At 43.2% G+C, this 26,369-nt stretch carries 24 protein-coding genes and 1 other RNA gene; 21 read left to right on the plus strand and 4 right to left on the minus strand.

The features are described 5' to 3' along the window. Nucleotides 1-301: hypothetical protein (locus KHB02_RS23115; protein ID WP_241114034.1), on the minus strand; the 301-nt coding region annotated here is incomplete at its 3' end. Between the two features lie 301 nt (nucleotides 302-602). Here KHB02_RS23115 and rpoN point away from each other — a divergent pair. From rpoN to KHB02_RS23220, 21 genes are all read left to right on the plus strand, one after another. Next, nucleotides 603-1,925 (plus strand): RNA polymerase factor sigma-54, encoded by a 1,323-nt coding sequence (gene rpoN, locus KHB02_RS23120; protein ID WP_213144243.1) that lies wholly within the window; start codon nucleotides 603-605, stop codon nucleotides 1,923-1,925. Nucleotides 1,926-1,980: 55 nt separating this feature from the next. After that, complete coding sequence (locus KHB02_RS23125) at nucleotides 1,981-2,229, plus strand: glutaredoxin family protein (RefSeq protein WP_213144244.1); 249 nt, start codon at nucleotides 1,981-1,983, stop codon at nucleotides 2,227-2,229. Between the two features lie 144 nt (nucleotides 2,230-2,373). Next, the gene (locus KHB02_RS23130; RefSeq protein WP_213144499.1) at nucleotides 2,374-3,396 is read left to right on the plus strand and encodes a sugar-binding transcriptional regulator; all 1,023 of its coding nucleotides are present in this window, start codon (nucleotides 2,374-2,376) and stop codon (nucleotides 3,394-3,396) included. 66 nt (nucleotides 3,397-3,462) lie between these two features. Beyond that, nucleotides 3,463-4,470 (plus strand): type I glyceraldehyde-3-phosphate dehydrogenase, encoded by a 1,008-nt coding sequence (gap, locus tag KHB02_RS23135; protein WP_213144245.1) that lies wholly within the window; start codon nucleotides 3,463-3,465, stop codon nucleotides 4,468-4,470. 163 nt (nucleotides 4,471-4,633) lie between these two features. Further along, nucleotides 4,634-5,818, plus strand: a complete 1,185-nt coding sequence (locus KHB02_RS23140) for a phosphoglycerate kinase (RefSeq protein ID WP_213144246.1) — start codon at nucleotides 4,634-4,636, stop codon at nucleotides 5,816-5,818. Between the two features lie 153 nt (nucleotides 5,819-5,971). Next, complete coding sequence (tpiA, locus tag KHB02_RS23145; protein ID WP_213144247.1) at nucleotides 5,972-6,733, plus strand: triose-phosphate isomerase; 762 nt, start codon at nucleotides 5,972-5,974, stop codon at nucleotides 6,731-6,733. Further along, nucleotides 6,726-8,258: a 2,3-bisphosphoglycerate-independent phosphoglycerate mutase gene (gene gpmI / locus KHB02_RS23150; protein WP_213144248.1), complete on the plus strand. Its 1,533-nt coding sequence runs from the start codon at nucleotides 6,726-6,728 to the stop codon at nucleotides 8,256-8,258. Before tpiA ends, gpmI begins: the two co-directional genes overlap by 8 nt. A 180-nt stretch (nucleotides 8,259-8,438) precedes the next feature. Beyond that, nucleotides 8,439-9,737: a phosphopyruvate hydratase gene (gene eno / locus KHB02_RS23155; protein WP_213144249.1), complete on the plus strand. Its 1,299-nt coding sequence runs from the start codon at nucleotides 8,439-8,441 to the stop codon at nucleotides 9,735-9,737. Nucleotides 9,738-10,028: 291 nt separating this feature from the next. Then, entirely contained in the window at nucleotides 10,029-10,571 is a 543-nt protein-coding gene (locus KHB02_RS23160) for a DUF6241 domain-containing protein (RefSeq protein WP_213144250.1), read from the plus strand. A gap of 117 nt (nucleotides 10,572-10,688) precedes the next feature. Next, a complete protein-coding gene (secG, locus tag KHB02_RS23165; RefSeq protein ID WP_213144251.1) occupies nucleotides 10,689-10,922 on the plus strand; it encodes a preprotein translocase subunit SecG in 234 nt (77 codons plus the stop codon). A gap of 188 nt (nucleotides 10,923-11,110) precedes the next feature. Next, complete coding sequence (locus KHB02_RS23170; protein ID WP_213144252.1) at nucleotides 11,111-11,857, plus strand: alpha/beta hydrolase; 747 nt, start codon at nucleotides 11,111-11,113, stop codon at nucleotides 11,855-11,857. A gap of 31 nt (nucleotides 11,858-11,888) precedes the next feature. Continuing rightward, complete coding sequence (gene rnr, locus KHB02_RS23175; protein ID WP_213144253.1) at nucleotides 11,889-14,270, plus strand: ribonuclease R; 2,382 nt, start codon at nucleotides 11,889-11,891, stop codon at nucleotides 14,268-14,270. Nucleotides 14,271-14,652: 382 nt separating this feature from the next. Continuing rightward, a complete protein-coding gene (gene smpB, locus KHB02_RS23180) occupies nucleotides 14,653-15,120 on the plus strand; it encodes an SsrA-binding protein SmpB (RefSeq protein WP_213144254.1) in 468 nt (155 codons plus the stop codon). A 163-nt stretch (nucleotides 15,121-15,283) separates the two neighbouring features. Continuing rightward, nucleotides 15,284-15,619: a transfer-messenger RNA gene (ssrA, locus tag KHB02_RS23185) on the plus strand. A gap of 333 nt (nucleotides 15,620-15,952) precedes the next feature. Further along, a complete protein-coding gene (locus KHB02_RS23190; RefSeq protein WP_213144500.1) occupies nucleotides 15,953-16,168 on the plus strand; it encodes a sortase domain-containing protein in 216 nt (71 codons plus the stop codon). 123 nt (nucleotides 16,169-16,291) lie between these two features. Continuing rightward, a complete protein-coding gene (locus tag KHB02_RS23195; RefSeq protein WP_241114035.1) occupies nucleotides 16,292-17,710 on the plus strand; it encodes a sigma-54 interaction domain-containing protein in 1,419 nt (472 codons plus the stop codon). A gap of 235 nt (nucleotides 17,711-17,945) precedes the next feature. Then, nucleotides 17,946-18,710 (plus strand): SDR family NAD(P)-dependent oxidoreductase, encoded by a 765-nt coding sequence (locus tag KHB02_RS23200; RefSeq protein WP_213144255.1) that lies wholly within the window; start codon nucleotides 17,946-17,948, stop codon nucleotides 18,708-18,710. Between the two features lie 14 nt (nucleotides 18,711-18,724). After that, entirely contained in the window at nucleotides 18,725-20,311 is a 1,587-nt protein-coding gene (locus KHB02_RS23205) for a class I adenylate-forming enzyme family protein (RefSeq protein ID WP_213144256.1), read from the plus strand. 36 nt (nucleotides 20,312-20,347) lie between these two features. Beyond that, complete coding sequence (locus tag KHB02_RS23210; RefSeq protein ID WP_241114036.1) at nucleotides 20,348-21,655, plus strand: MFS transporter; 1,308 nt, start codon at nucleotides 20,348-20,350, stop codon at nucleotides 21,653-21,655. 72 nt (nucleotides 21,656-21,727) lie between these two features. After that, nucleotides 21,728-22,786 carry an alpha/beta fold hydrolase gene (locus KHB02_RS23215; protein WP_213144258.1) on the plus strand — a complete coding sequence of 353 codons (1,059 nt, stop codon included), beginning with the start codon at nucleotides 21,728-21,730 and terminating at the stop codon, nucleotides 22,784-22,786. Between the two features lie 22 nt (nucleotides 22,787-22,808). Further along, nucleotides 22,809-23,990, plus strand: a complete 1,182-nt coding sequence (locus KHB02_RS23220) for a M20 family metallopeptidase (protein WP_213144259.1) — start codon at nucleotides 22,809-22,811, stop codon at nucleotides 23,988-23,990. A gap of 63 nt (nucleotides 23,991-24,053) precedes the next feature. Here the strand turns inward: KHB02_RS23220 and KHB02_RS23225 are convergent, their stop codons facing one another. From KHB02_RS23225 to KHB02_RS23235, 3 genes are all read right to left on the minus strand, one after another. Then, entirely contained in the window at nucleotides 24,054-24,743 is a 690-nt protein-coding gene (locus tag KHB02_RS23225; protein WP_213144260.1) for a spore coat protein, read from the minus strand. A gap of 304 nt (nucleotides 24,744-25,047) precedes the next feature. Continuing rightward, nucleotides 25,048-25,452: a hypothetical protein gene (locus KHB02_RS23230; protein WP_213144261.1), complete on the minus strand. Its 405-nt coding sequence runs from the start codon at nucleotides 25,450-25,452 to the stop codon at nucleotides 25,048-25,050. Nucleotides 25,453-26,069: 617 nt separating this feature from the next. Next, a partial coding sequence (locus tag KHB02_RS23235; protein WP_420848112.1) for a hypothetical protein occupies nucleotides 26,070-26,369 on the minus strand: 300 nt, incomplete at its 5' end.

The raw sequence follows: 26,369 nt of genomic DNA on the forward strand, positions 1-26,369 counted from the left end.
CCGTAGCTGTCGCTGCTTTCACTGCTGCCGTAGCTGTCGCTGCTTTCACTGCTGCCGCTGCTTTCGCTGCTGCCGTAGCTGTCACTGCTTTCACTGCTGCCGCTGCTTTCGCTGCTGCCGTAGCTGTCACTGCTTTCACGGCTGCTGTATTGGTCACTGCTTTCGCTGCTGTCGTAGATACCTTTATACGGATGTTTCTTACTGGTGCTACCGCTGCTGCTGCCACTGCCACTACTTTCGGGACCATTATGCGGTCGCTTTTGGCCACCATCCTTGTCATGATGCTTCGGCATTGTCCCACACCTCTTTTGATTTTTTTTCACACGTATATATATGTGTAAATGCCCGGATTGGTGTTTAAAAATCACAATGTCGTGAAAAGGAAATCCAAAAGAAATATTCACTTACCAAAAGAAAAGATAAAAAAACGAATTACACCCATTGGAGGGAATATCATCTTGCCAAGAATTTACTCTTATTAAATTTGGCGGGGTCATGCGACAGGATAACGGTGTTCAAACTGACTAATTACATCCAAACAAACTAATTTTCATTCACGAACTCTTCTCTTTCATGTAAAATAGAACGCAGGGGGGATAGGAATGAATTTTAAAGCAGGTTTATGGCAACAACAAACACTCAAATTGACCATGACGCAGGAACTGTCCCAGGCGATTGCCTTATTGCAGTATTCAGCGCAAGAATTGACAGCATTTTTAGAAAATAAGGCACTTGAAAATCCCCTAGTACAAATTGAAAATGTCAATGAGCGACCAATGAATCCGCTGCTTGACCGGAACCGGCGCAAACATCAAAAAATGGAAAAGGATTGGATTGAGCAGATTGGCGCTAAGCCATACTCGGTTGAGGAACAATTAATCTCACAGTTAAATATAACAAAGCTCCCGGAGGCGGAGTTAAAGGCAATTCGCTATCTTATTCAGAATTTAGATGAAAACGGTTACTTTACTGGTGACTTACACGAGGTAGCCGCAACATTAAGAATACCGCTTGAGCTGGCTGAAGACGGTCTGGCCGTTCTTCAGACGCTTGAACCGGCGGGAATTGGGGCGAGAAACCTGCAGGAATGCCTGCATATCCAGGTAGATTATCTTTTGCCTGATAACGAGCTCGCCAAAAAGATTATTTCGGACTATTTTGTCCCGTTTGCTGAAAAGAAATGGAAGCAAATTGCGAAGGAACTTCAGGTCTCATTAAAAGAGATCCAAGATGTTTTTGACGAGATCCAATTTTTGAACCCGAAACCGGGAGCGCTTCTAGGAATAGAGGCAGCCTCTTACATCATTCCAGATGTGATTATCGAACAAACACAAGAAGGGCTAATCGTCCGAATGTTTGATGACCCCATACCGAAAATTAGTTTTAATGATAAATACTTTCATAAATTTAAGGACCAGGATCAGCAGGTCAGCAAATTTCTTCATGAGAAGGTACAGGATTATCAATGGATTTTAAAAAGCATTGAGCAGCGAAAGGAAACGCTGACAAGGGTGGTTACCAAGATTGTCGAAAAGCAGCCGGCTTTTTTCCAAAAGGGTCCGCAATATTTGGCGCCGATGACGATGAAGGAAATCGCCTCTGAGTTGGATGTTCATGAATCAACTGTCAGCCGGGCAGTTCGGGAAAAATATGTGCAAACTCCGATTGGGACGTTTCCGCTGAAGTCGTTTTTCTCGAGTACGATCCAAACCGTATCTGAGGAAGAGTCCACCTCGTCGACACAGGTAAAGAATGCTATTAGCAAGCTAATTGAAAAAGAAAACAAAGAAAAGCCGCTTTCTGATCAGGATATCGCGGAGCAATTAAAGGTCTTGGAGGGAATCGTCGTCTCCAGAAGAACGATTGCCAAATACCGGGACCAGCTTGGTATCCCGTCTTCTTCGAAGAGGAAGAGGTTTAACTAGCGGGGGCATTTGGGATAAGCTGCCCCCTGGATAAAAGGTAGAAAGGATACAAACCATGCCGCAAACAACCATTACCCTATACACAAGAAACGGCTGCCCTCTATGTGATAAAGCCAAAGCGACCTTGCTCGAGCTGAAGGAGGAATATGATTTTTCTCTGGAGGAGATTGATATCGAGCAGGATGATGAGCTTCATGAGCGCTACGGACTGATGATCCCGGTTGTCAACATAGATGGGGAAGAAGCTGCTTACGGGTTCGTTAACAAATTTGAAATAAGTAATCGTTTGCAAGAAAAATCCTAAGTTTAAATTAGTTGAATTAAATTTTCACTCCTGCTACAATAAAAAACGTAGTAAGGGTGATTTTTTTTTGGTGGTTGTGGGACATAATATGTCTATGGTGGACATTTTTTGACCAACTGCATATAATAAAGGAGTATGGAAAACATGCAGTCATTCATCGATATGACAAAAAGATTATTGCCCGATTTCCTTCCAGTCCTGCAAAAACGTCATTCCATCTTAAGATACATAGGGATGATGCAGCCTGTAGGCAGGAGGAGTTTAGCCACAAGCCTTGGACTAACCGAAAGAATCCTTCGTAGTGAAGTAGAATTCCTCAAAGAGCAAAATCTTATTTATACAAACAATGTAGGAATGAGTTTAACACTTGAGGGAAAAAATTTGCTTGAGGATTTAAACGGGTTTATGCGTGAGTTGAAGGGTATCGACGTCATGGAACTGGAACTAAAGCATCAGCTTGGTATTAAAAAAGTCATCATTGTTCCAGGAGACAGCGACGAATCTCCGATGGTCAAAAGCGAGCTTGGCAAGGCGTCTGCAGCCTGCATGAAAAAGCTTTTTCAAGGAGAAAATATCATCGCTGTTACAGGCGGCTCAACGATGGCTGCCGTAGCGGAATGGCTCTCACCTGAAGCCTCAGGCAAGGAATTGCTGTTTGTACCTGCACGAGGCGGGGTTGGCGAGGATGTTCAAAATCAAGCCAACACGATTTGCTCCAATATGGCGCAAAACACCCATTCTAGACACCGCGTCTTTTATGTTCCCGATCAGGTCAGCACGGAAATTTATGACTCCTTGATTAAGGAACCCGGCATCCACGAAGTTTTGGAATTAATCCGCTCCGCCAACATGGTTCTCCATGGAATTGGGGATGCTATGACAATGGCCGAACGGCGCAAGACGAACCCTGATATATTGGAAAAGCTGGGAAATGGTAAAGCTGCCGGCGAGGCTTTCGGTTATTATTTTAGCGAGGCTGGCGAGATTGTCCACAAAGTGGTCACCATTGGGCTTCAGCTAGAGGATTTGGAAAAGATTCAAAATGTGATTGCAGTCGCTGGCGGAACGTCAAAGGCGAAAGCAATCAGGGCTTATATGAAGCAGGCACCACCATCCACGATATTTATTACGGATGAAGGAGCCGCAAACAATTTATTAAACCAGTAATCGTTAATGAAAAGGATTATTCCTTTTTAAAAATATATCCCTGCCCATTTAAAGGAGGAAATTAACATGACAGTAAAAGTTGGTATTAATGGTTTTGGACGTATCGGTCGTAACGTATTCCGTGCGGCATTAAACAATAGCGAAGTGGAAATCGTAGCAATCAATGACTTAACAGATGCAAATATGCTTGCTCACCTTTTAAAATATGACACTGTTCACGGAACACTTGCAGAAGATGTAACTGTTGATGGTGAATACCTAGTAGTTGGCGGCCACAAAGTGAAGGTTCTAGCTGAGCGCGACCCTGCACAATTAGGCTGGGGCGACCTTGGTGTAGACGTAGTAGTAGAATCTACTGGCCGTTTCACAAAGCGCGAAGATGCAGCAAAACACCTTGAAGCAGGCGCTAAGAAAGTTATCATTTCTGCTCCAGCAACTAACGAAGATATCACAATCGTTATGGGTGTTAACGAAGACAAATACGATGCAGCTAACCACCATGTACTTTCAAACGCTTCTTGTACCACAAACTGCTTAGCTCCATTTGCTAAAGTATTAAATGATACTTTCGGAATCAAACGCGGTATGATGACAACTGTTCACTCTTATACTAACGACCAGCAAATCCTTGACTTACCACATAAGGACTACCGTCGTGCACGTGCAGCAGCTGAAAACATGATCCCAACTTCAACTGGTGCTGCAAAAGCAGTTGCACTTGTTTTACCTGAACTTAAAGGTAAATTAAACGGTATGGCTATGCGTGTACCAACTCCAAACGTTTCGATCGTTGACTTAGTTGCTGAATTAGAAAAAGATGTAACTGTTGACGAGATCAACTCAGCTCTTAAAGAAGCTGCTGAAGGTCCATTAAAAGGTATTCTTGCATACAGCGATCTTCCATTAGTTTCTAGCGATTACAACGGTGCTACAGTTTCTTCTACTGTTGATGGTTTATCAACAATGGTTCTTGAAGGAAACATGGTAAAAGTATTATCTTGGTACGATAACGAAGTTGGTTACTCTAACCGCGTTGTTGACCTTGTTGATTACATCGCTAAAAAAGGACTTTAATTCTTTTTCTCCAATCCCGTTGGATAGGAATGGAATTTTTACCGCAAACTATTTATAATGATTAATGGTATTCCAAGGGGAGTGGGTGATGGGAGCCCCTCTCCTTTTTTACTGTGTTTACAGGGATTTTTTCAAAAGCCATACATAAGGAGGTCCTTTTTCGATGAACAAAAAGTCAGTAAAAGATGTTGATGTGAAGGGTAAACGCGTGTTTTGCCGGGTGGATTTCAACGTTCCGATGCAGGATGGAAAAATTACCGACGAAACGCGAATTCGTGCGGCACTGCCAACGATTCAATATTTAATCGAGCAGGGTGCAAAAGTAATTCTGGCGAGCCATTTAGGCAGACCAAAGGGCAAAGTGGTTGAAGAAATGCGACTAACTCCAGTGGCGGTTCGCCTGTCTGAACTTCTTGGAAAAGAAGTGAAGAAGGCAGATGAAGGCTACGGGGATTCTGTTAAAGCGTTAATCGACACCATGACTGAAGGCGAAGTTTTATTGCTTGAAAATGTTCGTTTCTACCCTGGTGAAGAAAAGAATGATGCAGAACTTGCGAAGTCATTTGCAGAGCTTGCCGATGTTTATGTAAATGATGCATTTGGTGCTGCACACCGTGCTCATGCTTCCACAGAAGGAATCGCACACCATTTGCCAGCAGTATCAGGCTTCTTAATGCAAAAAGAGCTTGATGTTCTTGGCAAGGCATTGTCAAATCCGGAACGTCCATTCACAGCGATTATTGGCGGGGCAAAGGTAAAGGACAAAATTGGTGTTATTGAAAATCTACTAGAATTAGTTGACAACTTGATTATCGGCGGCGGCCTTGCTTATACGTTCGTTAAGGCACAGGGCCATGAAATCGGTAAATCGCTGCTTGAAGAAGACAAAATTGACTTAGCTAAATCCTTTATGGAAAAAGCAAAGGCGAAGGGTGTTAACTTCTATATGCCGGTTGATGCGATAGTTGCTGACGATTTCTCAGCAGATGCCAATACAAAAGTGGTTGCGATCGAAGAGATTCCTGCTGATTGGGAAGCATTAGATATCGGACCAAAAACAGCAGAAATTTACCGCGATGTCATTCAAAAATCCAAGCTTGTCATTTGGAACGGGCCAATGGGTGTGTTTGAAATCGATAAGTTTGCTGGCGGTACGAAGGCCGTTGCACAGGCTTTGGCAGATGCTGAAGGTGCGTATTCCGTTATTGGCGGCGGCGATTCCGCAGCGGCAGTTGAAAAATTCGGCCTTGCTGATAAAATGAGCCACATCTCCACAGGCGGCGGCGCTTCATTGGAGTTTATGGAAGGAAAAGCACTTCCAGGTGTAGTGGCGTTGAACGATAAATAATTTTTATCTACAAATTTCAGGTGGATATCTACAAAGATTGAACCGTTATCTACAATTTTTAAAATATATCTACAAATTTTAGGCAGATATCTACAAATTTTGGACTGATATCTACATTTCAATTTTTTTAACCAAAGAAAGGGATGTTCCAGCATGCGTAAACCAATTATTGCAGGTAACTGGAAAATGCACAAAACACTTTCCGAAGCGAAAAGCTTTGCGGAAGAAGTGAAAGGCCTCGTGCCTGCTGCTGACAAGATGGATTCTGTCATTTGCGCACCTGCGTTATTTTTACAAAGCCTTGTGGAAACGGTCAAAGGCAGCGAAGTGAAAATTGGTGCTCAAAATGTGCATTTCGAAGAAAAGGGTGCTTTTACAGGCGAAATCAGCCCTGTAGCACTTGCTGACTTAGGCGTTCAATATGTCATTATCGGCCACTCTGAGCGCCGTGAAATGTTTAATGAAACTGATGAATCCGTTAATAAAAAGGTTCTTTCTGCATTCCAACATAATTTAACTCCTATTGTTTGCTGCGGTGAAACATTAGAGCAGCGTGAAAACGGCGAGACTATGAACCTTGTTGGCTCTCAGATTGAAAAAGCTCTTACAGGCTTAACGGAGGACCAAGTAAAAGTAACGGTCATTGCTTACGAACCAATTTGGGCAATCGGAACAGGTAAATCTTCGACTGCTGCAGATGCAAACGAAGTGTGCGCGCACATCCGCCAAGTTGTTGCTAAGCAATTTTCCGAAGATGTGGCAGCGGCTATCCGTATTCAGTATGGTGGCAGCGTGAAACCAGAAAACATTAAAGAATACATGGGACAGCCTGACATCGACGGTGCCCTTGTTGGCGGCGCTAGTCTTGAACCGCAATCATTTTTGCAATTACTAGAGGGTGGTAAATATGAGTAAAGCTCCTGTTGCCCTCATCATTCTTGACGGCTTCGGCTGCCGGGATGAGCATAAAGGTAATGCGGTCTACCATGCGAAAAAGCCAAATTTTGACCGCTATTGGGAAACTTACCCGCATAACCATTTAACTGCGAGCGGTGAAGCAGTCGGTTTACCGGAGGGGCAGATGGGTAACTCGGAAGTAGGTCACCTAAATATTGGTGCTGGTCGGATTGTTTACCAAAGCTTAACTCGTGTGAACATCGCCATCCGTGAAGGAGAATTTGAAAAAAATGAAACCTTCCTTGGCGCAATGGAGCATGCGAAGAAAAATGGCACAGCTTTGCATCTGTTTGGCCTTCTGTCAGACGGCGGTGTGCACAGCCATATTAATCATATGTTTGCCCTTTTAAAATTGGCCAAGGAAGAAGGCGTGGAAAAAGTATATATTCACGCATTCCTTGACGGCCGTGACGTCGGCCCACAAACAGCGCCAACATATATTAAAGAGACTATGGAAAAAATGAAGGAGATTGGTATCGGTGAATTCGCCACCATTTCCGGACGTTATTACTCCATGGACCGTGACAAGCGCTGGGAGCGGGTTGAAAAATCATACCGGGCAATGGTGTATGGAGAAGGACCTTCTTACAAGAGCCCACAAGAGGTTGTAGAGGATTCTTATTCTCACGGAATCTATGATGAATTCGTTCTTCCATCGGTCATCGTCAAGGAAGACGGACAGCCTGTTGCAACCATCCAGGACAACGATGCAGTTATTTTTTATAACTTCCGTCCGGACCGGGCCATCCAGATTTCGAATACATTTACAAACGAAGACTTCCGTTCGTTTGACCGCGGACCGAAGCATCCGCAACATTTACACTTTGTTTGTTTAACACATTTCAGCGAGTCGGTCGACGGCTACGTGGCCTTTAAGCCGACGAACTTGGACAACACGTTAGGTGAAGTACTGTCTCAAAATAATTTGAAACAGCTGCGCATTGCCGAGACGGAAAAATATCCGCATGTGACGTTCTTTATGAGCGGCGGACGCGAGGATAAGTTCCCTGGCGAGGAGCGGATTTTAATCAACTCACCAAAGGTACCGACTTATGACCTGCAGCCGGAAATGAGCGCCTACGAAGTTACTGACGCTTTATTGAAGGAAATCGAAGCGGACAAGTTCGATGCGATTCTCTTAAACTTTGCTAACCCTGATATGGTCGGCCACTCAGGTAAGCTCGAGCCAACCGTTAAAGCAATCGAGGCAGTGGATGAGTGCTTAGGAAAAATTATTGATGCAATTCTTGCAAAAGGCGGTACAGCGATTATTACTGCCGACCACGGAAACGCTGATGAAGTAGTGACTCTTGAAGGCAATCCAATGACAGCACACACCACTAACCCCGTGCCGGTTATTGTCACAAAGCAGGGTGTTGAGGTGCGTGACGGCGGTATCCTTGGAGATTTAGCGCCAACTATTCTTGATCTTCTAAATGTGAAGCAACCGGCGGAAATGACAGGAAAGTCGTTGATTAAGTAAGCTGCTTTATCGATTCGCTAATAGAACTGTGAAATTCGCTAATAGGACTTCTGAATTCGCTAATAGAATAAAGAAATCCGCTAATAGAACCCGAAAATTCGCTAATAGGGTGTAATTTTTCACCTTAAATTGAACAAAACTTAATTGATAAAATTAATTTTTCAAAGGAGAGAATTAAAAATGCCATATATTATTGATGTTTATGCTCGTGAAGTATTGGATTCCCGCGGTAACCCAACAGTTGAAGTAGAAGTTTTCACAGAATCAGGCGCATTCGGCCGTGCATTAGTACCAAGTGGTGCTTCCACTGGTGAATACGAAGCAGTTGAACTTCGTGACGGTGACAAGAGCCGTTACCTTGGCAAAGGTGTTCAAAAAGCAGTTGACAACGTAAACGACATTATCGCGCCAATGCTAGTAGAAGAAGGCTACAGCGTGCTTGATCAGGTTTCTGTCGATAAGGCTCTTATCGAGTTAGACGGAACTGAAAACAAGGGCAAATTAGGTGCTAACGCGATTCTTGGCGTATCTATGGCAGTGGCTCATGCTGCAGCAAACTACCTGGATGTTCCTTTATACCAATACCTTGGCGGCTTCAACTCCAAGCAGCTTCCAGTGCCAATGATGAACATCGTAAACGGCGGCGCGCATGCTGATAACAACGTAGACATTCAGGAATTCATGGTTATGCCTGTCGGTGCTCCTAGCTTCAAAGAAGCTCTTCGCATGGGCGCGGAAATTTTCCACAGCTTAAAGTCTGTTTTAAAAGGCAAAGGCTTAAACACTGCTGTTGGTGACGAAGGCGGCTTTGCACCAAACCTAGGCTCTAACGAGGAAGCACTGCAAACTATCATTGAAGCAATCGAAAAAGCTGGCTACAAGCCTGGCGAAGAAGTTATGCTTGCTATGGACGTTGCTTCTTCTGAACTTTACAGCAAAGAAGACGGCAAATACCATCTTGAAGGCGAAGGCAAAGTCAAGACTTCTGAAGAAATGGTTGCATGGTACGAAGAGCTTGTTTCTAAATACCCAATCATCTCTATCGAAGACGGTCTTGATGAAAACGACTGGGAAGGCCACAAGCTATTAACTGAGCGCATCGGCGGCAAAGTTCAATTAGTCGGTGACGACCTATTCGTTACAAACACTAAGAAGCTTGCAGAAGGAATTGAAAGAGGCATTGCCAATTCTATCCTAATCAAAGTAAACCAAATCGGTACATTAACTGAAACATTTGATGCAATCGAAATGGCTAAGCGCGCAGGCTACACTGCCGTTATCTCTCACCGTTCTGGTGAAACAGAAGATGCAACAATTGCTGACATCGCTGTTGCTACAAACGCTGGTCAAATCAAGACTGGTGCACCATCTCGTACAGACCGCGTTGCGAAATACAACCAATTGCTTCGCATTGAAGATCAATTAGGTGAAACTGCACAATATAACGGAATCAAGTCTTTCTATAACTTGAAGAAGTAATTTTTAATAAAATTAGGACCTCCTGCCGTACTAGGCTGGAGGTCCTTTTATTATGTTTCGGGGGTGACTGTCGGATAAGTCGCTTTTACTGGCGGATAACGTATGGTTACTGTCGGATAAATCGCTCCAACTGTCGGATAGCATTTCGTCACTGTCGGATAAAACCAGTTTACTGTCGTAGCATCCATTTATGAAAAAAATTGGAATGAAAAGCAGGGAATGAACTTGCCTTTGTATAATAATACTTAGAAAACAACATTGTTTAAAACAGATAGACTGGGGAAGATGGGAATGAAAAAAATTCTGAAAAGGTTATCGAAGATACAGTGGGTGCTTATAATTGTTGCTGTTCTTGCTGCTGGATACTATCTTTTCAACGGATCTTTGCCTTTTCAAAAAGCGGATGTCACCATGAAGGAGCAAAAAGCAAAGAGTGGGGAAACCGTCATCCAAATTGAGGATGCTGACGTCAGCCAAATTGCAGTGGAGTTCCCAATGGATATGTCCGAAACGGCAATCATGGATGCTATTCACAAAATGTCTCACCAAAAGGTGATCGCCAATAAAAAGTGGGGAGCAATCCCATTAACAAAGGAACGGGTGGAACGATTGCTGGAAATAGTTAATGCCCACCCTGCTAAATATGAAAATGCTTCCCTTTACATCGCTATCTTAAATCGCTGGGAAAAAGGAGAGTTTTCTAGGATTGATACCGACCACAATGCTATTTGGAATCTTCAAGGTGGAACGATAGGAAAAGCGACTGGAGTATTATCACTGGATGAGGAGAAAAAGTATATTGAGGCCAATTTCAATATTAAGGTAAAACAATGATTTTTTTCAGTCAGTCCTCCAATCCAAAACCTGTCACAGAAAGTTGTATTGTTAAAAAGGCTTAATTATGGTAAATTTAATATACTGTGTATTGTACGTCTACAGGAGGTGGCCTTCATGCATGCATTTTTAGTTACATTATTAGTGATCGTAAGTATTGCACTTATCGTTGTTGTCTTACTTCAATCAGGTAAAAGCGCTGGTTTATCCGGTGCCATTTCCGGTGGTGCTGAACAGTTATTCGGTAAGCAAAAAGCACGTGGAATCGACTTGATCCTTCACCGTATCACAGTCGTCCTATCAGTTCTATTCTTCTTGCTCACCTTAGCCGTTACCTACTTCAAAATCTAATATAAGTAAACAAAAACCCGGCCTCTTGCCGGGTTTTCTGCATTTTGAGCGAGAGCTTCAGTGGTGTGTCCATCTGGGCAGGACAATGTCCCGCGCGGCACTATTCAAGCATTTTGGTAGAATGTTCACTTCTTCTTTGATTAAACTAAGGAATAGCGATATTTTGTGTTAGTGAAGGAGTAGTATGTATGAGGATTACGTTACCGAAGCCATTTTTGTTTGAGGGAGGGAAGCGGGCTGTTTTGCTGCTGCACGGATTTACCGGCAATTCTTCAGATGTTCGGATGCTGGGCCGTTTTCTAGAAAAAAAGGGCTACACCTGCCATGCGCCGCATTATAAGGGCCACGGAGTACCCCCAGAAGAACTGGTTCACACTGGTCCAGAGGATTGGTGGCAGGACGTATTGAACGGGTATGAATATTTGAAAAATAAAGGCTACGATGAAATTGCGGTTGCCGGTTTATCCCTTGGCGGCGTATTTTCGTTGAAATTGGGATACACTGTACCTGTAAAGGGAATTGTCACCATGTGTGCCCCGATGTATATCAAAAGTGAACAAGTTATGTACGAAGGAGTTCTAGAATATGCCCGTGAATTTAAAAAGCGGGAAGGAAAATCAGACGAGCAAATCGAATTGGAAATGGATGAATTTAAAAAGACACCAATGGGGACGCTTAAGGCTCTCCAGGAATTGATTGCCGATGTACGCGACAATGTCGATATGATTTATGCCCCAACATTTGTGGTTCAGGCCCGCCACGACAACATGATCAACACCGAGAGCGCCAATATTATTTTCGAAAATATTGAATCAGTAAAGAAGGAAATCAAATGGTACGAAGAATCCGGCCACGTCATTACGCTGGACAAAGAGAAGGAACAATTGCATGAAGATGTGTACGCCTTTTTAGAAAAACTAGATTGGCTCGTATAACGTTAAAAACCTTTTTAAAGGAGGGATTAATATGGAAGAAAATATTAAAAAGCACGTCGACAGGCTTTTGCAATATATGAAGGACGAGGCATACAAGCCGTTAACAGTTCAGGAGCTGGAATCCGCGTTGGGTATTTCGGATTCTGCTGATTTTAAGGAATTTGTCAAAGCACTTGTGCAAATGGAGGAAAAGGGTCTTGTTGTAAGAACCCGGGCGAACCGCTATGGTCTTCCTCAAAAAATGAATCTAATCCGTGGCAAGTTGACGGGGCATGCAAAGGGATTTGCGTTTGTTATTCCCGAAGAGCCAGGGATGGATGATATTTTTATTCCGCCGACAGAAACGAATAATGCCATGCATGGGGATACCGTGCTAGTTAGAATTTCCTCTGAAAGCTCGGGCCAGCGCCGTGAGGGAAGCATTATCCGGATTATCGAACGGGGAATACAGCAAATTGTCGGTACGTATGTTGAAAGCAAAAGCTTTGGTTTCGTCGTACCGGATGACAAGAAATTTGCTAGTGATATTTTTATCCCAAAAGAGGCATCCAAGGGTGCGGTCGAAGGACATAAGGTAGTCGTAAAGCTTACCTCCTATCCTGAGGGGAGAAAAAGTGCTGAGGGCGAAGTAATTACCATCCTTGGCCATAAAAATGACCCTGGTGTGGATATTTTGTCTGTCATACATAAGCACGGGTTATCGATGGCGTTTCCGGATGAAGTTCTGCAGCAGGCTAATGAGACACCAGACACAATCGATGAAAGTGAGCTGGTGAATCGCCGTGACCTTCGTGGCGAAACCATTGTGACGATTGATGGTGCGGATGCGAAGGACCTCGATGACGCCGTTACTGTCACAAGACTTGAGAATGGTAATTACAAGCTCGGCGTCCATATTGCAGATGTAAGCTATTATGTAAAAGAAGGAACGCCGATTGATGTCGAAGCATCAGACCGGGCTACAAGTGTATATTTAGTAGACCGTGTAATTCCGATGATTCCGCATCGTTTGTCGAACGGAATCTGTTCCCTGAACCCGAAGGTGGACCGTCTTGTTCTGTCCTGTGAAATGGAAATCAACGAGGAAGGCCATGTCGTCTCTAATGAAATTTTCCAAAGCGTGATTAAAACGACTGAGCGGATGACGTATTACGATGTAAACCGGATTCTCGTTGATAAGGACGAGGAAACCCGGGCGCGCTACGAGGCGCTGGTGCCAATGTTCGAATTGATGGAGGAGCTTGCTTCGATTCTTCGGGCTAAACGAATGAAGCGGGGCGCAATAGACTTTGATTTTAAAGAATCAAAAGTATTGGTTGATGAGGAAGGAAAACCAAGCGATGTGGTCTTGCGCGAACGTTCAGTAGCGGAACGCCTAATTGAGGAATTCATGCTGGCGGCCAACGAAACTGTTGCCGAGCATTTCCACTGGATGGATGTCCCATTCATTTACCGTATCCACGAAGATCCGAAGGAAGATAAGCTGCGCAAGTTTTTCGAGTTTATCACTAACTTTGGTTATATCGTGAAGGGGACGGCAAACAACGTCCACCCTAGGGCCCTGCAGGAAATCATTGAAGAGGTTCAGGGCAAGCCTGAGGAAATGGTCATTTCCACGGTCATGCTCCGCTCTATGCAGCAGGCAAAATATGATCCGGAAAATCTTGGCCACTTCGGGTTATCAGCCCAGTTTTATACCCATTTCACCTCGCCAATCCGCCGTTATCCGGATACGATTGTGCACCGGTTAATCCGAACCTATGTTATTGAAGGAAAACTGGATGAGGCCACAAGGGCAAAATGGAATGCCGAGCTTCCAGATATTGCAATGCATTCTTCAAAAATGGAGCGCCGTGCCGTTGATGCGGAGCGCGAAACCGATGAATTGAAGAAAGCTGAATATATGGAAGACAAGATTGGCGAAGAGTACGATGGAATCATCAGCTCCGTCACGAACTTCGGAATGTTTGTCGAGCTGCCGAACACGATTGAAGGACTTGTCCATGTCAGCTACATGACCGACGATTATTACCGTTTTGACGAGCGCCATTATGCGATGATTGGCGAGCGAACCGGGAATGTGTTCCGTATCGGTGATGAGATTACCGTTCGGGTCGTTAAGGTCAATAAAGAGGAGCGCTCGATTGATTTTGAAATCGTTGGTATGAAGGGCACGCCACGGCGTGAGCGTTCTACAGTGCCGAAGGTCTTTAAGACGGGCAGCAATGAGTCCAAGCCACGCCGGAATAAGCAGGGTGAGCGCGGGCAGCAGGGCGGCCGTGGAGGCAAACAAGGTGACGGCAAGTCCGATGCTGGTGGCGGTCAGGGAGGCGGAAAGTCGAGAAAGAAACGCAAATTTTATGAGAACGTTCCGAAAAATAAAAGCACGAAGCGGAAGAAAAAGAAATATTAGGGAGAGAGCCTTTTTTGGGCTCTCTTTATTAACTTTAATTGAGTATGAAGACCAGGACTTAGTTGTACGAGCTAGAAAATGTCCTTCATGTTGCAGGTGAAGGACAAAATGCAGGGGTGGAAGTCGTAAAATGTCCTTCATAAGCGGATGAAGGACAAAGTGCAGAGGTAGAAGTCGTAAAATGTCCTTCATAAAGCGGATGAAGGACAAAGTGCAGAGGTGGAAGTCGTAAAATGTCCTTCATAAGGCGGATGAAGGACAAAAAGCAGAAGTGCGAGGCTGAAAATGTCCTTCATCCACCGCCTCATCCCTTTCACCTTCTTTTCTAATTGTATAGACTCACCTGTTCTGTTAAAATTAACACGTAAACGAGGTGAAAATTATGCCAAAAGGTGAAGGAAAAGTCGTTGCCCAGAATAAAAAGGCTTATCATGACTATTTTATCGAGGAAACATACGAGGCTGGAATCGTCTTGCAGGGAACGGAGATTAAGTCCATCCGTGCCGGCAAAGTGAACCTAAAAGACTCCTACGCGCGAATTCATAATGGAGAAATCACCCTTATCGGAGTGCATATCAGCCCATATGAGCAAGGAAACCGCTACAATCATGACCCGGAACGAGAACGAAAGCTACTGCTTCATAAGCGTGAAATTTTAAAGCTTTTTGGGGATACTAGAGAAGCAGGGTATTCTTTAATTCCATTAAAGCTTTATTTGAAAAATGGTTTTTGCAAGGTGCTGCTTGGACTTGCAAAAGGTAAAAAGAACTACGATAAGCGTGAGTCTTTGAAGCAAAAAGAAGCAAAACGTGAAATCGAGCGCGCCTTCCGCGATCGTCAGAAGATGTAAAAAAGGCAATTTGATATATCTTACAAATACTTACAATTGAAAAATCCTCTAAATGTGTTATAATAAATTTGTCGCTGAGATGAGCGGCAAACAACTTGGCTCAAGAGCTTGCCATTTTCCTAACGTCTTGCTTCATAAAAGCAACTTTTTATAATGGGGACGCTACGGATTCGACAGGGGTAGTTTGAGCTTAGGTTGCGAGTCGAGGGGATCGGCCTCGTTAAAACGTCAAAGCCATAACTGGCAAAACTAACAACAACTTAGCTTTCGCAGCTTAATAACTGCATAGCTGTTCGCCCCTCCATCGCCTATGTGGTAGGGTAGCGGACTCACTCTTAGTAGGCTACGCCGGAGTCCACCGCCTGAGGACAAAGGAAGAGAACAACCAGGCTAGCTGACCGGACGCCTGTCGATAGGCAGATGGATCAGCGAAGCGCGAATATGTCGACTACACTCGTAGAAGCTTAAGTGCCAATATCTTTGGACGCGGGTTCGATTAGTAATTAGTCGCCTTATGTGGTAACACATAAGTGAAAATCTGGCTTTATCGGTGAAACCTAAGTTGCTTGAAAAAGCGATAAGGCAATGCCGAGCGGTATGTGGAGCAATCCAACAGCCGTGTATCGACTTATAGGCTGCCAAACAATCCATTGGTAGTACTAAGATGCGAAATCTCATACCCCAAAAAAGGGTAAATCTACATTTCGCATAAAACGCCAGAGGACCTGTAAACAACAAACAGGTTCAAGATATAGTCAGTGCCATGACGAAAGCATGGAAACGCACGTCCCGCCGTCTCCACCATACATAGGTGGATACAAGATCAGCAGAAATGCTGGTCTTTTTTATATCTGAAAAATTTATCCTTGAATTCCCTTATGGCACTTTTAAATACAAAATGGCTTCTTCGAAAATTGTCGATAAAAATGATCGGACCATCATTAGAAAGGCGGGCAAGGAGGAATTGGTCCTGTCCACCTGCTACCCGTTCCATTTTGTCGGCAATGCGCCGAAACGATATATCATTTATGCCTATCCGGTTGAATAAAACCGGATTTTTTGTATTAAAAAAGAGGGAATTTCAAATATTTGGAGAATGTTTGATTATAAAAGGAATCAAACAGAAAAGTTGATTCGATTTTTCATCAACAATCTTTAGGGGTGAGCGCCAGTGGAAAATGAGAACTTCTTTTTATCGGAAGCCATGCGGATGAATGGAGTGGAAAAGTCGGATATCGAAACTATTTTGGTGTCGATTTTTCATGGAAGCTACGATGGAGTCTATGTTGCGGATAAAAACGGTGTCGGAGTGATGGTAAACCGGGCTTACTCCAAAATAACCGGTGTGAAAAGTCACGAACTGCTTGGAAAAAGCATGGAGACTGTGGTGAAAGAAGGGATTGTTTCTGAATCGGTCACATTAAAAGTATTAGAAGAAAAAAGACCGGTCACAATCATTCAAACAGTAAGAGGCAAGGAACTGCTGGTAACCGGGAGTCCAATTTTTGACCCGGGCGGTGACATAGCGTTTGTTGTCACGAATGTTAGGGACATATCAGATTTAAATCAAATGAAAAACGCACTCTATCAATCTAGAAAATTAACAGAAAAATATTTAAGTGAAATTGAAGATTTCAAAAAACGGGAATTAATCCAGATGCATGTTGATGGGATAGTCGCACAAAGCCAGGAAATCATGAAGGTTTTTCATCTGGCAAGAAAAGTGGCCAAGGTAGATTCCGGTGTGCTGGTCTTGGGGGAGTCTGGAGTAGGAAAAGAGGTTATTGTCAATTATTTGCATAACGAAAGCGACCGGGCCGATAAGCCATTAATTAAAGTCAATTGCGGTGCCATTCCTAAACACCTGCTTGAATCCGAACTATTTGGCTATGAAAAAGGGGCGTTTACCGGTGCGGACAGCCATGGAAAACCGGGGTTGTTTGAGCTGGCAAATGGGGGTACCATCTTTTTGGATGAGATTGGTGATATGCCAGTTGATCTTCAGGTGAAATTATTAAGGGTGCTTCAGGAGTTTGAAATCATGCGAGTCGGCGGCCGGAAAAGTATTAAAATTGATGTAAGGGTTATCTCCGCGACGCATATGAATCTGGAGGAAATGGTCGATAAAAATGATTTCAGAAGGGACCTTTATTACCGGCTAAACATCGTTCCTATCCGGATTCCGCCATTAAGGGAAAGGAAAGCCGACATTGTGCCGCTTGCGTTCTATTTTTTAAATAAAACGAATAAAAAAAGCAAGCTGAATAAACGATTTCATCCTGAAATTCTGAATTTCTTTGAAAAATACCATTGGCCAGGGAATATCAGAGAATTGGAAAACTTGGTGGAAAGACTAGTGATTACCTCCGATCATGACGAAATCCAGATTAAAGATTTGCCGCCAAATTTACTCAGAGGTTTGGAAAAAACAACAACAGAAAAGGGAAAGTTAAAGGAAATTTTGGCCAATGTGGAGCGGAAGGTCATAAAAGAACAAATGGAGGAATCCAGGACAACCAGGCGTGCTGCGATGGAATTAGGAATTAGTCAGTCTGCGCTAGTAAAAAAGATGCAAAAGTTAGGTATATAAAATCTTTGATGAAAAAAGGAATCAAACCCTAATATCCTTATTTTAGAGCCGACGTTTATTTGTCGGCTTTTTTCTGTTCTTTTCAACATTGTTTGACAAAAAATTTTATAAGAATTTGTCGATTAATATCTAAATATTAAATTTTCTATTTATTCAAAAATTGGCACGATAATTGCAATATAAAAATATGGATTGTCATTAAAAAAATAAATTTGACGGAAGGTGATGAAAATTGATGGATTTTCCAACTTTTGAGCTTAGTGGAAAAGTGGCCCTTGTAACCGGAGGAAGTAAAGGAATTGGCTTAGGTATGGCACAAGCTTTGGGCCGTTATGGGGCAACTCTTGTCATTACCAGCCGGGGGGCCGATGAAGGAGAAACGGCCGTACAACAATTAAAGGAAGAGGGCATGAATGCCGCTTATATTCAAGCTGATGTGACAAAAAAGGAGCAGGTAGAAAAGCTTGTCCAGAAAACAGTCGAGCGCTTTGGCTCGCTTGATATCTTGGTTAACAATGCCGGCATGAATATCCGCAAGCCGTTGGTCGAAGTGGAAGAAAGCGATTGGGACCGAGTATTGGGGGTCAATTTAAAAGGGATTTTTCTGGTAGGGCAGGCATGTGCCAAGCAGATGATCAAACAAAACTACGGGAAAATCATTAACATCTCCTCCATTTTTGGAAGCGTGGGAATGTCGTTTCAAACTTCCTATGCTGCCAGTAAAGGCGGTATTAATCAATTAACAAAAATCTGGGCTGAGGAATTGGCACCAAATAACATTACTGTCAACGCGATTGGCCCTGGCTATATTATGACGCCGATGACGCAGGATTGGCTTTCCGATCCTGAGCGGGTCGAAAAGATCGTCAACTCTACGATGATCAAAAGATTTGGGGAAATATCAGACCTTGTTGGTCCAGTCGTGTTCTTGGCATCTGATACATCAAAATATGTGACAGGCCAAGTGCTCCACGTCGACGGCGGTTGGACGGCACGTTAAAGGAGGTTTACTGCATGAAGATCGTAAAAGAAACCCATTTTAACCGAGAACTTAAAGTATTTGAGAACCGGCCCCGGAATCTTTTTGCAATGTTGGAGGAAGCATCCCGGAAGTACCCTGATCACGAGGCGCTGGTCATGAACGGAGTACGATTAACCTACAAAGAAACGTACGATAAAGCGCTAGAAATTGCCGGCAATTTACAAAGTTCCTTATGTGTGAAAAAAGGCGACCGAATTGCCCTGCTACTTGGGAACAGTATTGAATTCAGTTTGCTGGTATTTGCCTGCGCTAAATTGGGTGCCATTTTTGTACCGTTAAATACCCGTTTAAAAGAAAACGAGCTTTCCTATATGCTGAAGCAATCAGGCAGCAAGCTCTTGTTTGTCGATGATGAATTTTTGGAAACAGTTGAAAGCATGAGAGACAGCAATTCTATTGAAACGATTCAAAATTTCTTTTTAATAGGAAATAAAACTCCTAAACGGAAAGACTATTTACCTTTTGAAATCCTTGAGCAGCCTGCGTCTGTCTCCGAGGTTCCTGTTTCAGAGGATGACCCACTATTTATTATGTATACATCTGGAACTACCGGGTTGCCAAAGGGAGCGGTCGGAAGCCATTTAGGTGCCATTCACAGTTCCACCAATTATGAAACTGTCTTTAAAACGACGCACAAGGCGAAGACACTGATTGCGGTTCCGCTATTTCATGTGACCGGATTAATTGGCCAGCTTTTTCATATGGTACGAGTGGGCGGCACGTCCGTAATTATAAGGAGATTTAAGACGGAAGAATTCATCCGCCTGGCAGCCGAAGAACAGGTAACATTCTTATTTAATGTACCGACCATTTATGTCATGATGATGGCCCATCCGGATTTCTCATTATACAGCTACACAAATGTAAACTGTATCGCATACGGCGGCGCGCCGATGTCGACAGAAACCATTTATAAATTGAAAAAATATTTTCCAAACGCCTATTTGCAAAATGCATACGGGGCAACGGAAACATCTTCTCCGGCAACGCTTATGCCGCAGTCATATAACGAAGCGAAATTTCAATCGGTCGGCTTGCCGGTGCCGGTTGGCGAGTTAAAGGTCGTAAATGATCAGGATGAGCCATGTTCACCGGGAGAAGTCGGGGAACTATTAATTAAGGGGCCGATGGTTGTAGAGGGATATTGGGACAATGAAACTGCCAATCAATCCTCGTTTGTCGATGGATTTTGGCGCTCCGGCGACCTGGCCAAAATGGATGAGGACGGCTTTGTTTATATAGTCGACCGAAAAAAGGATTTGATTAACCGCGGTGGTGAAAAAATCTTTTCCATCGAGGTCGAAAATGTCCTTTATAATCACCCAAAGGTGCACGAAGCTGCCGTAGTCGGCGTTCCTGATGCCATTTTTGGAGAAGTGGTCAAAGCGGTCATTGTACCGAAAGACCAGGCGGTTATTGACCCACAGGAAATAAGAGATTTTGTAGCTGAAAGATTGGCAAATTACAAGATTCCGAAACTAGTAGAATTTGTTTCCGAGCTGCCTCGCAACCCTGCGGGGAAGGTTTTAAAAAATGCGTTGAAGAACCTGCAAAGCTAATTTTACATTCGAAAGGATTTGATTCCATTGTCCACTATGGCAAAAAAAGCTTGGAAATATCGTTATGTCGTTCTTGTCATTCTTTGGTTAGTCTACATTATTAACTATTTTGACCGGATGGCCGTTCTAACCTTCCTTCCGTTTATCCAGAAGGATTTAAATCTGACACCGGTCGAGGTTGGCCAGCTTGCTTCCGTGTTTTTCTTCGCCTACGCTGCCGCCCAAATCAGCGCAGGTTTTCTTGCTGATAAAATTGGTGCCAAAAAGGTTATGTATATTGCGATTACCGTGTTCACAGCCGTTACAGCCGTAACCGGCATGGTGAAAAACTTCGCGCAGTTTTTAGCCCTCCGCATCGGTTTGGGACTAGGGGAAGGACATCATTTCGCACCGGCCATCCGCGCCATCAATAACTGGTTCCCATTTAAGGAAAGAGGAAGAGCGGTGTCGTTTTTTGCTACCTCTTGGGCTGTTGCACCTGCTATTGTTCCGGTTATCGTTACCAGCATTTCGGTTTACTTTTTCGCAGGAGACTGGCGTCCGGTATTCTATGTTCTGGCCATCCCTGGTGCACTTGGAATCTTTTTATTATGGCGTTTTGTAGCGGATTCTCCAAAAGAAATGATTGAAAAAGGAAGATTGAGCAAGGACGAAGATATTGAAGATGGAGCAGTTTCTGCCACTCTTACAAAAGAAGAAAAAAGAAAGCAATATGGAGTTTTCTTAAAGGATAGCAATTTTTATGTGTATACGTTGTGCTTATTTTGCCAGCTGGCTGTCTATTGGGGTTCATCCACTTGGCTGACGTCTTTCTTGGTTACCCAGCATGGATTAAATATTAAAGAAATGGGCTTTTTCGCATCTGCTCCTTACATTGTGGCCTTCTTCGCGATGATGCTTGGCGGCTGGCTGATGGATAAAGTTCTTCATCGTATGAAGCCTGTGGCCTTGATTGCCTATATCGGCTGTATTCCAGTTCTATGGATGCTTGGTGCTGTTGAAAAAGGGAATACAGGTATGTTACTGACGCTCCTTTTACTTACTGGTTTCTTTGTTAACTTAAACTTCGGTTCCATCTATGCTTACTTGCCTAAGCGCTATCCAAAAGAAATCGTCGGAAGTGCAACTGGATTAGCAAATGGTATCGGCCAATTGGGATCGTTTGTTTCGCCACTGGTTGCTGGCTATTTAGTAAAAGTAGGCGCGAATGGGTCCCAGGATTTCAGCGGAGTCTTCATTTTCTTTGCTCTGACGGCAGCGTTGGCGGCTGTGTGTGCGATTATTTTGAAAGAGAAGCAGATTCATCAGCTTGCGGTAGTAAAAAATGAGAAATCAGTAATTTAATTTTTAGAAAATAGGGAACGAAGTCTTTCTAAGCATCTTCGTTCCCGCTATTTGAAGCAAGGGGGACAAATCGTGCCAACAAATACAGCAAATAATGAGTCATCTATTCTTGAAAAAGAACAGAAGCGCTGGGAAAGATTTTTCAAAACTCTTAACAGTGGTGATTTTCGATTCGGTCATACGTCCAGACAATTAGTTTGGAAAAAGAATAAAGCCACCTTATGGCACTATCCGGCACAAACAAAAAAATATGACGTTCCAATTTTTATTGTGTATTCTCTGTTCAATCAGCCGACTATTCTTGATTTTGCCCCGGGCTCGAGTGTCCTCGAAGGACTGGTAAACAGGGGGTATGATGTCTATCTATTAGACTGGGGCATCGCAGGCTATGAGGATAAAAATATCTCAATTGAAGATTATGTAGCCAGCTATATCAAAAAAGGGGTTCAGCGGTCTTTAAGGCATTCCGGCGCGGAGGAAATATCGGTGGTCGGTTATTGTCTAGGCGGCACGCTGGCAGCGATGTATGCCTCCATAGCAGAGGAGCCAATCAAAAATTTGGTGACGGCTGCTGTTCCGATTGATTTTAGTGTGGCGGCCTCCCTTCCGGAAAACTGGGCGGAAGCGATGCTTGAAGGGAACATGAATCTCGACCGCTTTATCGAAGTGTATGGATTAGTACCGCCTGTTTATGTGGAGGCCATGTTCAGGTCGATCACTTCACCGGTCTACAACACCCCTTATACGCTCCTTTTATCACGGGCGCATGATCAAAGGTTTACGGAAAAATGGCATCGGATGAACACATGGACAAAGGGGCACGTCCCGTTAACCGGCGGAGCGTTTAAGCAGTTAAACGAAGACTTGTTTAAAGGAAATAAGTTGGTTAAAGGCGAATTTACCATTCACGGCAAAAAAGCAGATTTAAAAAATATTAAGGCGAATCTATTGGCCGTCAGCATGAAAAGTGACAACCTGATTCCAGAAGAGCAAAGCAAGCCAATTATGGATTTGGTTTCAAGTGAAGATAAAACGTTTTTACGTATAGAAGGCGGCCATGTGAACTTAGCGATGTCCGGTAAATTTGCCGGAATTTTGGATGACTGGCTCAGTGAACGTTCAACCAAATAATAATATCAAGGTGGGGAAGAAAATGCAGAAACTGCATTCGATATATGAGATGGTAAATGTAGAAGAATCGTTCCAATTTTTGCAATCTCTTATCCAAGTTAACAGTGTGAATCCTGACGGCAATGAAAAAAGGGTCGCTGAGGCTATTGAAACGTTTTTAGCTTCATCCAAGCTTCAAGTGGAGCTGGATGACCTAGGCAATAACCGGGCCAACTTGTTTGTTACTTATCCAGACAGAAAAACTGACGAGAGGTATTTAGTTTACAGCGGTCATTTTGACACCGTCCCAACCGGTAAAGTGGAATGGCAGCATGCTCCTTTTTCCGGGGAAATCGTCGGCAACAAAATGTATGGCCGCGGAACTACTGACATGAAAGCTGGAGTTGCCGCGATGATCCTGGCGATGGAGTATTTATCTCGGGCCGGTGTGAAACTAAAGGGTAAGCTGCAGTTTGTTGGAACTGCAGGAGAAGAAGTCGACGGCTATGGTGCCAAGACGGTTGTCCAAAAGGGCCAGATTGACAAGGCTACAGCCATGGTCATCTCGGAACCGAGCGAAAATGAAATCTATAATGCCCATAAAGGTTGCTTGTGGCTAGAGATTACTACATATGGAAAAACTGCTCATGGCTCCATGCCGGATCAGGGCGTTAACGCAATTTTAGCCATGAACGATTTTATCAATGCTCTTCTTAAGTATGAGTTTTCTTATACTCCGCATCCAATCCTGGGGCATCCAACCTTAAATATCGGCACCATTGAAGGCGGCGTCAAAACAAATGTCGTGCCGGACCAATGCAGCGTGACGCTGGATATTCGAACAGTTCCGGGACAGGATATTGACCGGATTTTAAAAGATATTGAAGATATGCTAAAGGGAATCACTGAAAAATCAAAGGCGTCTTATCAGATTAAAATAATTAATAGAATGGAATCGGTTAGTACAAAGGAATCCGATGAATTTGTCCAAATGGCGATCCGAACTGGTAAGAAAGAGTTAAACTTGGACTTGAGTCCGACCGGTGTCAATTATTATACAGATGCATCTGTTTATCAGCCTCATTTGCAGATTCCAACTTTCATCTTTGGCCCGGGGCACCCGAAGCTTGCCCATCAGCCAGATGAATATGTGGAAATTGACAAGTTCATCGAATCGATACGTTATTTTATGGCACTGGCCATTGAGTATTTAGGGGAGAAATAAACGAGCTGGAGGCTGTCTTATTAGGGTCTAACCCCCCTTTAAGACAGTCTCCAGTTTTTATGTTTAATGCTTCAAATTCATGTTGTTGTTCATGCCCATATTCATATTAGCGTTCATGTTCAAATTCATGTTTTGCGTTTGCGGCATCCCTTGAGCAGGTGCAAAGGAATTAACAATTTGCGTCATATCCTGCTGAGCAAGCTGCGGCACCTGGTAGTAATGATTTTTATTTTGGTAAATAGACAGCTCATAAGCCATTTCAATGCAGTTTGGAACAGAGTCCGCAAGCACGCGGCGGACAACTGGATTTGTCGTTTCACACGCAGCCATTGTCTTATGTGTGGCACCGGATTTGCACGCTGTCAGCATACAGCCTGAAATAAACTCATCGGATATTTCCGTCATGTTTTGCATCGGCTTTTTCGGCTGGGTCGGCGTTAAACCATAAACAAAGTCATTCCCCTGCTTCATTTTATAGCTTTGCGTCGGCTTTGACGGGTCCTGCCCGGATTGGAAGCACTGCAATGTTATATTATATTCATCCTGAATGAATTGATATTGACGGTCTAAAATATCAAGCAACTCCGGATCCTTTACATGCGGACGCAGCATCAAATACTGATTCAAGGTCCCAATTGACCCATTTAACACTTCATGTACATCAAACATTTCATGGCCGCCATGGTTCAACTGCTGCGGCACAGTCCCTGTATGCATATTTTGGTGCATTTGCCCCTGCTGATTCTGAATCATCAATCGAATCTCCTCCTCAAAAAAATTGGACACAGCCACTCATTATTTTGTTTAAAGCGAGGATTGTTATTCTCTTTTGAGATTTATAAAAACTTTCCATTGAGGCAAGTGGGGTCTTGTGTATCATAAGCAACTGTACTTATTTCCAGAGGATGTTGTTTAAATGGTGTAAAAGAACATATTAGATTTAAGCTAGAAGTTATATTGCAGATTTATCATCGGAAAATGCATAACCTGAGACGGTAAAAATTTTTTAAATTTCTACCTTGATTGAATTAAAAGGAACTGAAGAGTCCTCTAAAGTTCATCCCTTTTTATTAATAATATAAATAGTTCGAAACTGAAATATTACCTTGCCTACCATAGAACCGTTTTGATAATTGACTACATGGTAGATGTATTTTCGGTTTCCTTCCTTGAATTCAGTTCCTGTATATGTCTCAATAGGTGCTCCGTCATGAACAACTTTAGCTGTGGATGTGTCTTCATATAGTTCACGATTTTCTACGATTACAGCTGTCCTGGTAATGACCATTCGGTCTACAGTAAGTGATTTGTCATTAATAGATGTGACAAACATTTCCCTTGTTTCAAAGTTTGCATCATCGTATCCGCCCATATACGGAGTGGTAAAGCCAGTGCTGCCTCGGGCAATCAGGTTTCCATTGTAACAGGCTTCTACGGTGACGTTGTAGTTTTGATTCGGCAAAAGGCGATCCGTGTTGAAGGAATAATATTTCCAATTTTCATTACTAACTTCTTTTCCATTCAGATAATTTTATATTGATTAGCTTCCAGGTTCGTTTTTGAATAATCAATTCTTGAGATAAGATCCTGATCGACAGTCACTTCAATTGGCGAAATCACCGCGGGTTCAGGTTTAGGAATTGTAACCGTTGTGCTGCCCTGACTTGTAAGCTCATCTTTCTACCATCCTTCGATTTTAATCGTGTAAACACCAGGCTGCAGGTCTGTGATGGTGGCTGTCTGAGTTGCTAAGCTAGAAGGTGCTTGAGTTGCTTTTAGTACATTATTGACAGAAATCCTATGGTGGTCAGGCGGGTTATCTTTGGTCTGATTTCCCCAAGAGATGGCAACAGACTTGGCATTGATGACCTTTACTTTAATTTGTGAAAGGACAACCGGTTCGGGCTTAGGAATGGTAACCGATGTGCTGCCTTGGCTGGTAAGCTTATCTTGGTACCAGCCCTCAATTTTTAAGGTGTAAATTCCTGGCTGCAGGTCTGAAATAGTTATAGTCTGAGTTGTAGATGATGAAGGAGGCTCGGTAGTTTTAAGAACAACATATTTTATATTGATCTGGTTTTAAACTATATACTGATTGATCCAACTAATAAGCATTTTTTTGTCTGACTGTACTGAGGAGTTTATCCCGATTTGTTGGATTAGGATTGCTGAAGTTGTTGCACTGTGAGTTGCTGTATCAAGTAATTTACCTTTTGACCAAGCTTCGAATGTATAGTTATAAGTCGTTCCTGATTTCAATCCTGAGTCGTTGAAGTTGGTATTGGTGCCTTCGTAGACTTTCAGGGTGTTTCTTTTAATTATGTACTTGTCTGGAAGCTTTTTAGAGTTAATCATTACAAATTTTAGAATAATATTTTT

It is taken from the genome of Neobacillus citreus (genome assembly GCF_018343545.2).
Classification (GTDB): Bacteria; Bacillota; Bacilli; order Bacillales; family Cytobacillaceae; genus Neobacillus; species Neobacillus citreus.